Source organism: Spiroplasma endosymbiont of Atherix ibis, assembly GCF_964020005.1.
GTDB lineage: Bacteria > Bacillota_I > Bacilli_A > Mycoplasmatales > Mycoplasmataceae > Spiroplasma_A.
The window spans coordinates 48,274-62,979 of record NZ_OZ026474.1; the positions used below are offsets into that span (position 1 = coordinate 48,274).

Genomic DNA, 14,706 nt, shown 5'->3' on the forward strand with positions numbered 1-14,706 from the left:
TTTTTAAGGAGGATTCATAATTTGAAAATTTTTATAGGAAACGATCATACAGCAACAGAAATGAAAAATAAAATAGTGGATTATTTAAAATTACATGGACATGAAGTTGTAAATATTGGAACAAATTCTAATGACTCAGTAGATTATCCAGATTTTGGTAAGCAAGTTGCAACAAAAGTTGTAGAAGAAAATGCAATGGGAATAGTGATATGTGGAACAGGTATTGGGATTTCAATATCTGCAAATAAAGTTAAAGGTGCAAGAGCAGCACTTTGTTATGAAGATCAAACAGCAATTCTTGCAAGAGAACACAATGATGCAAATATATTAGCACTTGGAGCAAGAATGATAGCAATTGAAAAAGCAGTTAGATTAGTAGATATTTTTTTAAATTCGAAGTTTGAAGAAAGACATTCTAACAGAGTAAATAAACTTAATAATCAATAAAAGGAGATAAAATGGCATTTAACATAATTAAACACCCACTTATTTTAGATAAATTAACTAGAATGAGAAAAGAAGAGACATCTTCTAAAGACTTTAGAGATAATTTAAATGAAATTGGACAGTTAATGGTTTATGAAATATTTAGAGATGTGCCTTTGGCAGAAATAGATATTAATACTCCAGTAACTAAGACAAAAGGATATACAATTGATACACCTGTAGTTTTAGTACCAATTATTAGAGCCGGACTTGGAATGACAGAAGGAATTCAAAGATTAGTTCCAACTTCAAGAATAGCTCATGTAGGACTTTATAGAGATGAAGAAACTTTAGAACCTGTTCAATATTTTGCAAAAACTACAAAAGATATTGAAACAAGTTATGTAATTGTTGTTGACCCAATGTTAGCAACTGGAGGAAGTGCATCAAAGGCAATTGAAATTGCAAAAAGTTGAGGAGCTAAACAAATAAAATTTGTTTGTTTAGTTGCTGTACAAGAAGGTGTTGATAGAATAGTCAAAGATCACCCAGATGTTGATATTTATACAGCTAGTTTAGATCCAATTCTAAATGATCATGGTTATATTGAACCTGGTCTTGGAGATGCTGGGGATAGAATTTTTGGAACAAAATAATTATTAGAAAATAATTATTTTTTTATTATGAATAAAAATTTTATAGATTTTGCAAATTAATAGGAGTATTATTAATTAGATGGAACTTAATAAAGGTGATTTTAATGTTACTTAAAAATAAAAGAATAACTGTATTTTTATTCTTTATTTTATTAATTCTAGTTTTAATATCAATTCTTGTTTTGTTTAAAGTTGTTAGTTATACATTTATTACAGGGTATATTTTAGGGTCAGTTTTTTTGTATATTTCTTTTACATTTATGAAAATATCAATAAAAGATTTGGCTACTAATTTAAATCCTTATAATTTTATGTTTTTTTTAACTCTAAGAATTGGTTTTTATATTGTTCCATTCCTTATAAGTTTTTATTTACCAAATATATTCAGTATATATGCTCTATTAATGGCATTTTTAATAAATTGAATTCCTTTAATTTTTATAAATAAGAGTAAGTAAATTTTTATATGGTAACCAAAAAATAAAAAAGGAGGTTTTTTTATGTTTCTTCCAGAAGAAAGCAAAATAATGTTGTATATTTGAAAGTCAATAACTCCTCAACTTTTATCTATTTTATTAACTTGTATTATTATTTGTACATTTTGTATAGTTTATAATGTTAAAATTAGAAATTATAAAGATGACAAAAAATTAACTGGTTTTTTAGTTTTAACAGAAATGTTTATTACTAAAGTTGAAAATATGGTAGTTACAATTATGGGAAAATCTCATAGAAAATTAACACCATATATTATGTATTTATTTATGTATATTATGGTTTCTTCAATAGTAGCAATTTTAGGTATAGAACCTTTAACTAGTTCGTATACTGTAACATTTTCAATGGGAATGGTAACATTTATAGGTATTTATTATTATGGATTAAGATATCAAAAATTAGCTTTCTTTAAAAGATATTATAATCCAATTGAAATTATTGGACAATTTGTACCATTAATTTCAATTTCCTTTAGGTTATTTGGAAATATTCTTGGAGGAATTATTTTATTAGGTTTGCTTTATGCTAGCTTAATAAAACTTCAAGGAAATATATTTTGACCGAGTGGTCCTGGAATGGAGTGAGAAGATAAATTAAACTACTGATGAGCAGGGTTTAATATTTTCTCAGTTATTTCCCTTCCTTGATTACATTTGTACTTTGATTTATTTGATGGAGCAATTCAATCGATAGTTTTTTCAATGTTAACTTTATCATATTGATCTGGAGCAAAAAATGGTGAAAGTGCAAATGAAGAAAAAGAAAAATTAGAAAGATAGTTTATAAAAGGAGAAAAAATTATGTTTATAGAAACACTTACTATAACAATAGGGGGTAACTTTATTTCAGTTATGCCTCTTTATACAACATTATTAATGTTTTTAGCTAATACTGGTGAATCAGTTGGAGAAGGATTAAAATATCTGGGTGCTGGTATTACTGGAGTAGGTATGATTGGAGCATCAATAGGTCAAGGACTAGTTGGATATGGAGCATGTATTGCAATTGGAAGAAATCCTGAAACTGCACCAAAAATTACTTCAACATTAATTATTACTGCTGGTTTTGCTGAATCAGGAGCAATTTATGCATTAGTTATTGCAATTTTACTAATTTTTGTAGCATAAGAAAGGTGTGAGAATTATGTTTTTAGAAGCTTCAGGAATTCCTGACGTTATGAAACTCTTATTTCCTAATTTAGCTAATTTTATTGCACATATCTTATCAACAATAGTTATTTTGATATTACTTACAAAATTAGTTTATAAACCATTTAGAGAAATGATAAAAGAACGTAGAAAAAAAATTAATGAATTATTAGATGATGCAGCTACAAAGCAAGCAAAAGCTAATAGAAATAATAAAGAGGCTTTTAAGTTTTTAGATTCTGCAAAAGAAGAATCTAAACAAATTATTAATTCAGCTAAATTATCAGCAGATAATTTAAGGTTAGAAATAATTGAAAATGCAAGAACAGAAGCTACAAATATTCAAACACATGCTAAACAAGCAATTGATTTTGAGAGAAATGAAATGCAAGAGCAAATGAGACAAGAAGTAATTGATTTGGCATTTGTAGCAGCTGAAAAATTAATGAAGGAAAATGTTTCTAAAGAAAAAAATGCAAAAATGATTAAAGATTTTATAAAAAGTTTGGATTAAATAAATGATAAAACAAAGTCTAATTAATAATTGATCAACAGCAATTTGTGAATTGGCAATTGAAGAAAACAAAGTTAAATTATTTATAGAGACATTAGAAAATCTAAAAAATATTTTTGAAGAAAATGAAGAAGCTGTGGTTTTTTTATCAAATAAATTTATTCCTTTTAAAAAAAGAATAAATTTTATTAATGAAATTTTTAAAAAGGAAATAGATATTTTACTTTTAAATTGTTTAAAACTAATAATTGAAAGAGAATGTTTTTCATCTTTAAATTATATTTTTAAAACTTCAATAGATAAACTTTGAAAAACTTTAAAAATTCAAAAAGGAATTATTTATTCAACAATTGAAATAGATAAAAAAACTATTTTATCAATAGAAGAAAAAATTCATAAAAAAATAAATCAGCAAGTAAAATTAGAAAATAAAATTGATAATTCATTAATTGCAGGAGTCAGAATTGAAGTTGCCAATAATGTTTTTGACTATTCATTAAAAGGAAAAGTTGAAAATATGAAGAACAGTATTTTAGAAAATAGAAAATAGAGGTGATTATATGTCACTTAAGATAAATGAAATATCTGAAGTCATAAAAAAACAAATAAAAGAATATGATAAAGAAATTATTGAATCTCAAGAAGGTATTGTAGCAAGTATTGGAGATGGAGTTGCTTTACTTTTTGGATTAGATAAAGTTATGATGGGTGAACTTTTAATTTTCTCAAACAATATTTATGGAATGGCTCTTAATTTAGAAGATGGAGCTATTGGTGCAGTTATTATAGGAGATGATTCAAAAATTCGTCAGGGTGATAAAGTTATAAGAACAGAAAAAGTTGTTGAAACACCTGTTGGAGATCAATTACTTGGAAGAGTTTTGAATGGTATAGGACTACCAATTGATGGAAATGGTCCATTAAATAATGATAAATTTGCTCCTGTTGAAAAAATGGCATCAGGAGTTATGTCAAGAAAATCAGTTAATGAGCCAATGGAAACTGGAATACTTGCAATTGATTCTATTATTCCAATAGGAAAAGGACAAAGAGAATTAATTATTGGTGATAGACAAACTGGTAAAACTGCTATTGCAATAGATTCAATAATTAATCAAAATGGCAAAAATGTTAAATGTGTTTATGTAGCTATAGGACAAAAAGAATCAACGGTTGCACAAGTTGTAGAAAAATTAAAACAAGCAGGTTCAATGGAATATACAACAGTAATTTCAGCATCAGCTAGTGAATCTGCACCAATGCAATATATTTCACCTTATACTGGTGTTTCAATTGCAGAAGAGTGAATGTCAAAAGGCGATGATGTTTTAATTATTTATGATGATTTGTCAAAACATGCTATTGCTTATAGAACATTAGCTTTGCTTTTAAGAAGACCACCAGGTCGTGAAGCTTATCCAGGAGATGTTTTTTATTTACACTCAAGATTATTAGAAAGAGCTGCAAGATTAAATGAAAATTATGGAGGAGGAAGTATTACTGCTCTTCCAATTATAGAAACTCAAGCTAGTGATATTTCAGCGTACATTCCAACAAATGTTATTTCAATTACAGATGGACAAATTTTTTTATCAGAGCAATTATTTAATTCAGGAATAAGACCTGCTGTAGATACAGGACTATCAGTATCAAGAGTTGGTTCATCAGCTCAAATTAAAGCTATAAAAAAAGTTGCAGGTACTTTAAAATTGGAATTAGCTCAATATTATGAACTTCAATCATTTGCAAAATTTGGAAGTGATTTAGATGAAACAACAAAAGAAACTTTAAATCATGGACAAAAAATTGTTGAGTTGCTAAAACAAAGACAATATAAACCAATTTCTCAAATAGAACAATCAATTATATTGTTAGCTATTAAAGAAAGATTAATAAAATGATTACCTTTAAATGAAATGATTAATTTTAAAGAGTCAATTATAAATCATTTTGAAAATAATAAGGAAGCAAAAGCACTTAGAAAATTGTTGGCAACAGAAAAAGATTTTACAGATGAACTTTATGCAAAAATAAAATCTCATGTTGTTTTAGTATTAAAAGATATGACCTCAAAAATAAAAGGTTATGAAGCATCTGATTTTGGTAAAGAAGAAGAATATAAAAAATTAAGTTAATATGGCAAATCTTAGCGAATTAAAAACTGAACTAAGTAATATAAAAGATATTAAAAAAATTACAGGAGCAATGGAATTAGTTGCAACTTCAAAATTAAAAAAAATATCTAAAAGAATGGGTAACATTCAAACTTATTTAGATGAAGTTTATGATGTTTTTAATTATATTATTTCTCATTCTGAGGATTCAATATATTTAAAAAAACCAAATCAGAAATTATCAAGTACTTTATGAATAGTTATTGGATCAAATCTAGGATTATGTGGAGGATATAACTCAAATATTGTTAAAGTTTTAAAACCATTAATAAATAAAAAAACTGATAGTGTATTTGCTATAGGGACAAAAATTATAAATTTTTGTAAAGCAAATGGTATTAAAATGAAAGAACAATTTACAGATATTGATGTTGATTTTTCAAATGAATACTCAAGAGAAATGTCTGTTAACTTATTAAACTATTTTGTTCAAAAAGAATTTGATCAAATAAAAATAGTTTATACAAAATTTATTAATAATGTTACTTTTGAACCAAGAGTTTTAGATATGTTTCCAATAGAAAAGAAAGTCAATAACTCAGATACATATGAAGATGTAATATTAGAACCAAATCCAGAAACAGTATTAACAACAAGTGTTTCAATGTATTTAAATACAATTTTATTTGGAACAATAATTGAATCACAAGTATCAGAACAAGCAAGCAGAAGAATGACTATGGAAGCTGCAAATAAAAATGGAAAAGAACTTTCAGAAAGTTTAAGAGTAATACTTAATAGAAAAAGACAAGAAAATATTACTCAAGAAATTAGTGAAATTATTGGTGGAGTTAATGCTCAAAATGAAGATTAGAGGTAATGAATATGATAGAAAAAATTACACAAGGTAAAGTTGTTCAAGTTATGGGTCCTGTTGTTGATGTTAAATTCAAACAAGAAGATCTGCCAAAACTTTATAATACAATAGAATTAGATAATAATGGAGTTAAATTAGTTCTTGAAGTTATTCAACATATAGGTGATGATTTAGTTAGAACTATTGCTATGGGGCCAACTGAAGGATTAGTTAGAGGAATATTGGCTATAAACACTGGAAAACCAATTAGTGTTCCTGTTGGAGACAAAGTTTTAGGAAGAATGTTTAATGTTCTTGGAGATCCTATTGATGATAAACCTGAAGTTGAAAGTGAAAGAATGCCTATTCATAGATTAGCTCCAAATTATGACGAACTTGCTACTTCTGCTGAAATTCTAGAAACTGGAATTAAAGTTATTGATTTAATGATGCCTTTTGCAAAGGGAGGAAAAATTGGGCTATTTGGTGGAGCTGGAGTTGGTAAAACGGTTTTAGTTCAAGAATTAATTAATAATATTGCTAAAGCACACGGGGGAATTTCTGTTTTTGCTGGAGTTGGAGAAAGAACAAGAGAAGGCAATGACCTTTATTATGAAATGATTGATGCTGGTGTTATTGATAAAACATCTTTAGTTTTTGGACAAATGAATGAGCCACCAGGAGCAAGGATGAGAGTTGCTCTTACTGGATTAACAATTGCTGAATACTTTAGAGACTTTAAAAATCAAGATGTTTTATTATTTATTGATAATATTTTTAGATTTACACAAGCAGGTTCAGAAGTTTCTGCTTTATTAGGAAGAATGCCTTCAGCTGTTGGTTATCAACCAACACTTGCAACAGAAATGGGAGCACTTCAAGAAAGAATTACTTCTACTCAAAAAGGATCAATTACTTCAGTTCAAGCAGTATATGTTCCTGCAGATGATTTAACTGACCCAGCACCTGCAACAACTTTTACTCATTTAGATGCTCGTGTTGTTTTAGACAGAACAATAGCATCTCTTGGAATATATCCAGCTATTGATCCATTAAATTCAGGTTCAAGAATGTTAGATCCTGAAATAGTTGGTGAAAATCATTACCAAATTGCTTTAAAAGTTCAAGAGATATTACAAAAGTATAAAGAACTACAATCAATTATTGCAATTCTTGGTATGGAAGAGCTTTCAGAAGAAGATAAAATAGTTGTTAATAGAGCGAGAAAAATTAGAAACTTTATGTCACAACCATTTACAGTTGGTGAAAAATTTACTGGAAGAAGTGGTAAATATGTTCCTATAGCTGAAACAATAAATTCTTTTGATTCAATCTTAAAAGGAGATGTAGACAACATTCCAGAAATTCTATTTATGTATGCAGGTTCAATTCAAGAAGTAATTGAGAAATTTAAAAGTAAAAAATAATGCAATTAACTAAATTAAAAATAATTACTCCTGAAGGCATATATATAAATGATTTAAAAGTTGAAAGTGTTAGTGTAAGAACTGCAGACGGGCAAATTACCATTTATGCAAATCACTCATCAATAGTTTCTACTTTGTTAATTGGAGATATGAAGTATGAAATAAATGGTACTGTAAAATATATTCATTTGCATAGAGGAATATTAAGAGTTTCAAAAGAGCAAATTAAAATACTAACTCAAAGATTATATGAAGTAAATGAAAAAGGTCAACGATTAAAAAAATAATTACTTTATAAGATTTTTTTTATAATTAAAAAAGCAGATTTAAGATTTTAATTCTTGTTCTGCTTTTCTTTTTTCTCTAACTTCTAATTGTTTTTGTACTTTATCTTCAATCATTTTAGTAAATGCTCACATTTTTTCTCTTTTTAAAAATCCCATAAATCTAATGTAATTAACTTTTAATGGTTTAAAATTTATTATTCCAATTTCAACATTTTTTAAAATACGAGCTATTTGTTTATTCATTAAAACTTGATCTTTACATTGTTCAAGTTTTTTTCTTTGTTCTTCGGGAAAATCCTTCAAATTCTTATAAACATTTTCAATGCAACCATATTTTGAGATAAGTTTTGTAGCAGTACTGTAGTGCATACCTCTAACACCTTTTATATTATCTGATTGATCTCCTAATAGAGATTTCATATCTGGTATTTGATATGGTTTACATCCAAATTTTTCAATTACTTCTTTTGTTGTAATTACTTCTTGTTTACATTTTTTAGATTGTTGTGAAACAATTCTTACATCATCTGAAACTAATTGATATGTATCTTTATCATTTGATATTATATCTACTTGATATCCCAATTTAACTGCTATTCTAGCAATTGTTCCCATAATATCATCACCTTCAAATTTTACTTTTTCATATCACGGAATATTTGCTGAAGTTAAAAAATCTCTTACTAGCTGCATTTGTGGAATTAAATCAGATGGTGTTTCTTTTCTTGTAGCTTTATATTCTGGATAAATTTCTCTTCTTCAACACTCTTTGCCAACATCAAATGTTACTATGACTGTATGATATTCATTTGATTGAATTAATTGAAAAATATTTGCAACAAATACATAGACTGCATTTATTAAAAAACCTTCTCTATTTATTGCTATTTTTTTTCTTTTTAAACTTCCATAATATCCCTTATGAAGAAGGTGATATCCATCTATGATTACCACTTTTTTCTTATTCATTGCTATTCTCCTTTTAGTAATATCCTTGTTCTTTTTTTTCTATTTTAATTTTATTTTTAATTGAATCTAATTTTTCTATTTCTTTTAATTTAAAATTAGCATGAACAATTTCATTTATATATTTATATTTAATTTCATCAGATATATTTTTTAAATATAGATTAATATTTTTAATATCAGAAATATTAAAAGAAATCTCTATATTATAAAGAAACTCCAATTTTTTAAAATTAGTTTCTTTTAGGAATTTAATAGCACAGGTACTATAAGATTTTTGTAAGCCTCCTGTTCCTAATTTAATACCTCCATAATATCTTTTTACAAAAATAATTAGATTGGTTAAATTATTAATTTCAATTAACTTTAGCAATGGTTCACTTGCTGTTCCATTGGGTTCTCCATCATTATTGTATCCATAAGTTAATTTTTTATCCCCATATCTAAAGGCATAACAATTATGAGTTGCACTTTTATCCTTGTTATTTTTTATGAATATATCTAGTTCTTCTTTATTTTTAATTTTTGAAATATAGGTAATGAATTTTGATTTCTTAACTATATAATTACATTCAATAATTTTTTCATTTTTTAGTATTTTTAAAGATATCATAACTTCTATCATTTATTATTTTACCTTTAATAAGATTAAAATATAACAAAATTTATATTTATTATAAATTCTAATAAATATTGATACTATAACTTTATATTTACTAATAATAATTGTATAATTATTAGGATTTTGACTTAATAAAAAGGAGCATTTTAATGGCAAGAGATAAATCGATAATTAAAAAAAATGGAAAAATAGCTGATGAAATTATCTCACTAGAATCAGTTTATGAAAAATTAAGTGATTCAGATTTAGCAAATAAAACACAAGAATTTAGAGATAGATTAGAAAAAGGAGAAACTTTAGATGACCTATTAGTTGAAGCTTTTGCAGTTGTAAGAGAAGCTGCTTTTAGAGTTTTAAAATTAAAAGCTTATAAAGTTCAACTTATCGGAGCAATTATTTTACATCAAGGTGATATAGCAGAAATGAGAACTGGGGAAGGTAAAACTTTAACAGGTCTTTTTCCTGCATATTTAAATGCTCTTTCAGGTTTAGGAGTTCACGTTGTTACTGTTAATGAATACCTTTCTCAAAGAGATAGTGAAATAAATGGAAGTGTCTATAGTATTTTGGGCTTAACTGTTGGTTTAAATGGAAGAGATCTTTCAAAAGAACAAAAAAGAATTGCTTATGGACAAGATATTACTTATACAACAAATTCAGAATTAGGATTTGATTATTTAAGAGATAATATGGTTTATCGTTTAGATCAAAAAGTTCAAAGAAAGTTAAATTTTGCAATTATTGACGAAGCTGATTCAATTCTTATAGATGAGGCAAGAACTCCATTAATTATTTCAGGAGGTAGTCAAAATAGAATCAATTTATATAAATCAGCGGATTCATTTGCAAAAACTTTAGACTCAAAAATGGATATAGAAATTGACTTAGAATCAAAACAAGTTTATTTAACTGAGTCAGGGATCAAAAAAGCTCATAAATACTTTAGTATTGAAAACTTATTTGACTTTAGAAATACTGAGCTATTTCACTTAATTATGAATGCTTTAAAAGCTTTATTCACATTTAAATTAGAAGTAGAATATACTGTTCAAGATAACGAAATTATTTTAATTGACCAATTTACAGGAAGAACTATGCCTGGTAGAGCATATAGTGATGGTTTACAACAAGCACTTCAAGCAAAAGAAGGTGTTGAAATTGAAGAAGAAACAACAACACTTGCAACTATTACTTATCAAAATTTTTACAGACTTTATAGTAAACTTTCTGGTATGACAGGTACTGCAAAAACAGAAGAAGAAGAATTCTTAAAAATTTATAATACAAGAGTAATTGTTTGTCCAACAAATAAACCAGTTATTAGAGTTGATGAAGCAGATTTAACTTTTGGAACAATAAATGCAAAATTAAAGCATTTAGTAAGAGATTTAGAAGAAGTTACACAAGCTGGAAGACCTGTGCTTATTGGTACAACTTCAGTTGAATCATCAGAACAAGTAGCTCATTATTTAAAAAATGCTAATTTAAAGTTTGAGATGATTAATGCAAAAAATCACCATAGAGAAGCAGAAATTGTTGAAAAAGCAGGACAAGTAGGTTCAATTACTTTAGCTACTAATATGGCAGGACGTGGAACTGATATTAAGCTTTCTGATGCAGCAAAAGCAAATGGTGGATTATTTGTTATGGGTATTGAACGTAATGAAGCAAGACGTATTGATAATCAGTTACGTGGTAGAGCAGGAAGACAAGGAGATCCAGGAACTTCAAGATTTTATATTTCAATGGAAGATGAACTTATGGTTCGTTTCTCTTCTCCAAAGTTGAGACAAATGTTCTTAAAACTTGGAGACGATCATATTAAATCTAAATTATTTACAAGAGCAATTACAAATGCTCAAAAAAAATTGGAAGGTTTAAATTTTGATCAACGTAAAAACGTTCTTGATTATGATAATATTCTTTCACAACAACGTGAAGCTATTTATGCACAAAGAGATTCAATTTTGGAACAAGAATCTTTAAAAGTTGTTCTTTCAAGATTTCATTATACAATTGCATTTGAATTTGTAGAAAGAAACTCAGAGTTAGTTCGTGGAGAAAGAACAATAAATATTCCATTATTAATTCAAGAAATAGATGGTAAATTTGTTTTTGAAGGAAGTTTAACAGAAGAAGATTTTGTAGGTTTGGAAAAACAAGATATAGCTAAAAAAATATCAGAAAAAATGATGGAACATTATATAAATAGATCTAGCTTAGTTCCCCATGAAGTAATTTCTGAAATGGAAAGAAGAACAATTCTTCAAACTTTAGATTACTACTGACAAAAACATATTAATTTAACTCAAAAGTTAAGAAGTGGTATTTACTTGCAACAGTATGCACAAAATAATCCATTACATGAATATGTAGAAGAGTCTGCAAAATTATTTAATAAAATGAAAGTTATGATTGCAGAAGAAACAATTATAAAATTAAATGGCTCATTTGTTCAAGAAATGAAAATGAATGAGGAGATTAATTTTGTAGATTTAGAACCTAAAACTGTAAATATAACAGATAAAGATATTGATGAAATTTTAAAGGAATGAAATATTCCAAAAGAGAATTTTGCAAGAATAGCTGTTGAAAAAAGATTTAAAGAACTAAAAAAACAATTTAAAAATGATAAAAGTGAATTAGAAAAAGTAAATTTCCAATTTGCAGTTCTTGATGGTTTAATGAAAAAACTTGATGATATGTTTGCTCAACAAAATAAACAGGCAGCTGAATTATCATTTGAAGCTATAGAAAAAATAACTAAGAAATTTAATCTTGGTAAAGCATTTACAAAAGAGCAAGTTAAAGATAGTTTTGATAAATTGATAAAAGAAACTGAAAAAGATGAAGAAAAAACTAGTCTTTTAATAGAAACACAGATACTAATGGCAATTGCAACTCAATTTGAATCTAATCAAAAGCAATTTACAATAACTGATGAAGATGGAAATATTAAAAAGGTTTTTAAAACAAATCCTGATGGTTCAATATCAGAAGATGATATTGAAGATACAGAACAAGTTCAAACTAAAACTAAACTAGGATAATAAAATATTTTATAATTAATTTGTATAAACAAGAATTAAATATTTTTCTTGTTTTTTTCATTTATCTATGTAAAATAATTGCTAGGAAATAACATCTCTAGGGGCTAAGCTCTAGATTTTTTAGTTCCTAGAATAGATATGAGTATAATATATGGAAAATTTAAAACAAAAATTTGAATTAGTAACTGATTATAAACCTAGTGGAGATCAACCAAATGCAATTATTAAATTGATTGATGGTTTAAAAAAGGATGTTAAAAATCAAGTATTAATGGGTGCAACAGGTACTGGTAAAACTTTCACAATGGCAAATGTCATTAAGGAAATAAATAAGCCAACATTAGTTTTAGCACATAATAAAACTCTTGCGATGCAACTGTATATAGAATTAAAAGAATTATTTCCAAATAATAGAGTAGAGTACTATGTTTCTAATTTTGATTTTTATCAACCTGAAGCATATATTCCCTCAAGAGATTTATATATTGACAAAGATGCAAAAAGAAATAATGATTTGGAAATGATGAGATTAAGTGCTATGAATGCATTAATGATTAGAAAAGATACAATAGTTGTTGCCTCAGTTGCTTGTATTTATGCAACTCAAGATCCAAAAGAATATGGAAATGTATTTTTTGAACTCCAAGTAGGTCAGATTTTATCTAAAAAAGATTTGCTAACTTTTTTAGTTCAAACTGGATATATACGAGATGAAAATGATCTTGCAATGGGTTATTTTAGTGCAAAAGGTGATGTAATTAGAATTGCACCAAGTTGAACTGATAAATACCATATTAGAATTTCTATGTTTGGTGAAGAAATAGAATATATTGAGATGATTGATATTTTAAACAATCATGTTTTAGAAAAGTTAAGAATGTTTACAGTTTATCCTGCTGCTGCATATGTAACTAATTTTGACAAAATGAAATTAGTTGTAGAAAATATTAGAAAAGAACTTGAACAAAGAGTTAAATGATTTCAAGATCAAAAGAAATTTATTGAAGCAGATAGATTAATGAAAAGAACAAAATATGATATGGAAACTATGAGTGAATTTGGAATATGTAGTGGAATAGAAAATTATTCGCCCCATTTAGATTTCAGAGCTCCAGGTGTTCCTCCATTTACATTATTAGATTATTTTGGTGATGACTTTTTAACAATTATTGATGAATCACATATGATGATTCCACAATTAAATGCAATGTATAATACAGATAGAAGTAGAAAGCAAACTTTGATAGAACATGGATTTAGATTACCCAGTGCAATTGATAATAGACCTCTTAAATTTGAAGAATTTATAGAAAAATTAAAGAACACAATTTATACTTCTGCAACACCAGGTCCTTATGAATTAGCTTTAACAGAAAATAAAGTTATTGAACAAATAATTAGACCTACTGGTTTAGTTGATCCACAAATTGAAATTCGCTCAACTATAAATCAAATGAATGATATAGTCGATGAGATAAACAATGTTGTAAAAAAAGGACAAAAAGTTTTTATAACTGCTATTACAATTAGAATTTCTGAAGATATTACAACTTATTTACAATCAAGAAATATAAAAGTTTCTTATCTTCATTCTGAATTAAAAACTTTAGAAAGAAATCAAGTTTTAACAGATTTAAGAAAAGGAGTTTATGATGTTATAGTGGGGGTTAATTTATTAAGAGAAGGATTAGATGTTCCTGAAGTAAGTCTTGTTTGCATTTTAGATGCAAATAAACAAGGTTTTTTAAGAAATACTAGAAGTTTGATTCAAACAATAGGTAGAGCTGCAAGAAATTCAGAAGGTAGAGTTATATTTTATGCAGACTCAATTTCTCAATCAATGAAAGAAGCTATTGAAGAAACTGATAGAAGAAGGAAGATTCAAGAAGAATATAATATTGCTCATAAAATAACTCCAAAAACAATTATTAAAAAAATATCAAATATTATTTCTGATTCAGCAATTAGAAATAAAGTTGATGAATTAAAAAAATTAAAAAGAAAAGATAAAGAGAAAAAAAGAGAAGATTTTATTTCTGATTTAAGAAAACAAATGTTAACTGCAGCAAAAGAACAAAATTATGAAAAAGCTGCAGAACTTAGAGATCTTATTTTAGAGTTACAAGTAGAAAGTTAGAAGGT

Annotated in this window: 15 protein-coding genes; 13 read left to right on the top strand and 2 right to left on the bottom strand. The window is 26.5% G+C overall.

Going from position 1 to position 14,706, the window contains the following annotated elements:
* Positions 1–21 precede the first annotated feature (21 nt).
* From rpiB to AACK92_RS00295, 11 genes are all read left to right on the top strand, one after another.
* Positions 22–447, top strand: a complete 426-nt coding sequence (rpiB, locus tag AACK92_RS00250; protein WP_339020976.1) for a ribose 5-phosphate isomerase B — start codon at positions 22–24, stop codon at positions 445–447.
* A gap of 11 nt (positions 448–458) precedes the next feature.
* Positions 459–1,082, top strand: coding sequence for a uracil phosphoribosyltransferase (upp, locus tag AACK92_RS00255; RefSeq protein ID WP_339020977.1), 624 nt, complete (start codon positions 459–461; stop codon positions 1,080–1,082).
* 104 nt (positions 1,083–1,186) lie between these two features.
* Positions 1,187–1,540: an MG406 family protein gene (locus AACK92_RS05795; protein ID WP_422397867.1), complete on the top strand. Its 354-nt coding sequence runs from the start codon at positions 1,187–1,189 to the stop codon at positions 1,538–1,540.
* Positions 1,541–1,582: 42 nt separating this feature from the next.
* The gene (locus tag AACK92_RS00260; protein ID WP_339020979.1) at positions 1,583–2,359 is read left to right on the top strand and encodes a F0F1 ATP synthase subunit A; all 777 of its coding nucleotides are present in this window, start codon (positions 1,583–1,585) and stop codon (positions 2,357–2,359) included.
* Positions 2,360–2,431: 72 nt separating this feature from the next.
* Positions 2,432–2,707 carry a F0F1 ATP synthase subunit C gene (locus AACK92_RS00265; protein ID WP_422397874.1) on the top strand — a complete coding sequence of 92 codons (276 nt, stop codon included), beginning with the start codon at positions 2,432–2,434 and terminating at the stop codon, positions 2,705–2,707.
* Between the two features lie 16 nt (positions 2,708–2,723).
* A complete protein-coding gene (gene atpF / locus AACK92_RS00270) occupies positions 2,724–3,242 on the top strand; it encodes a F0F1 ATP synthase subunit B (RefSeq protein ID WP_339020982.1) in 519 nt (172 codons plus the stop codon).
* A gap of 4 nt (positions 3,243–3,246) precedes the next feature.
* Positions 3,247–3,792, top strand: a complete 546-nt coding sequence (locus AACK92_RS00275) for a F0F1 ATP synthase subunit delta (protein ID WP_339020983.1) — start codon at positions 3,247–3,249, stop codon at positions 3,790–3,792.
* A 10-nt stretch (positions 3,793–3,802) separates the two neighbouring features.
* Positions 3,803–5,377 carry a F0F1 ATP synthase subunit alpha gene (atpA, locus tag AACK92_RS00280; RefSeq protein ID WP_339020984.1) on the top strand — a complete coding sequence of 525 codons (1,575 nt, stop codon included), beginning with the start codon at positions 3,803–3,805 and terminating at the stop codon, positions 5,375–5,377.
* 1 nt (position 5,378) lies between these two features.
* Positions 5,379–6,230, top strand: coding sequence for an ATP synthase F1 subunit gamma (atpG, locus tag AACK92_RS00285; RefSeq protein WP_339020985.1), 852 nt, complete (start codon positions 5,379–5,381; stop codon positions 6,228–6,230).
* An 11-nt stretch (positions 6,231–6,241) separates the two neighbouring features.
* Complete coding sequence (atpD, locus tag AACK92_RS00290) at positions 6,242–7,639, top strand: F0F1 ATP synthase subunit beta (RefSeq protein WP_339020986.1); 1,398 nt, start codon at positions 6,242–6,244, stop codon at positions 7,637–7,639.
* Positions 7,639–7,926: a F0F1 ATP synthase subunit epsilon gene (locus AACK92_RS00295; protein WP_339020987.1), complete on the top strand. Its 288-nt coding sequence runs from the start codon at positions 7,639–7,641 to the stop codon at positions 7,924–7,926. The genes atpD and AACK92_RS00295 overlap by 1 nt, the downstream gene beginning before the upstream one ends.
* Positions 7,927–7,965: 39 nt before the next feature.
* Here the strand turns inward: AACK92_RS00295 and AACK92_RS00300 are convergent, their stop codons facing one another.
* Positions 7,966–8,895, bottom strand: a complete 930-nt coding sequence (locus AACK92_RS00300; RefSeq protein ID WP_339020988.1) for a 5'-3' exonuclease — start codon at positions 8,893–8,895, stop codon at positions 7,966–7,968.
* Between the two features lie 13 nt (positions 8,896–8,908).
* Entirely contained in the window at positions 8,909–9,517 is a 609-nt protein-coding gene (locus AACK92_RS00305; RefSeq protein ID WP_339020989.1) for a YigZ family protein, read from the bottom strand.
* Between the two features lie 146 nt (positions 9,518–9,663).
* On the opposite strand from AACK92_RS00305, the gene secA reads away from it, so the two are divergent.
* The gene (gene secA, locus AACK92_RS00310) at positions 9,664–12,564 is read left to right on the top strand and encodes a preprotein translocase subunit SecA (protein WP_339020990.1); all 2,901 of its coding nucleotides are present in this window, start codon (positions 9,664–9,666) and stop codon (positions 12,562–12,564) included.
* A 151-nt stretch (positions 12,565–12,715) separates the two neighbouring features.
* Positions 12,716–14,701, top strand: a complete 1,986-nt coding sequence (uvrB, locus tag AACK92_RS00315; protein ID WP_339020991.1) for an excinuclease ABC subunit UvrB — start codon at positions 12,716–12,718, stop codon at positions 14,699–14,701.
* The last annotated feature ends 5 nt before the right edge of the window (positions 14,702–14,706 follow it).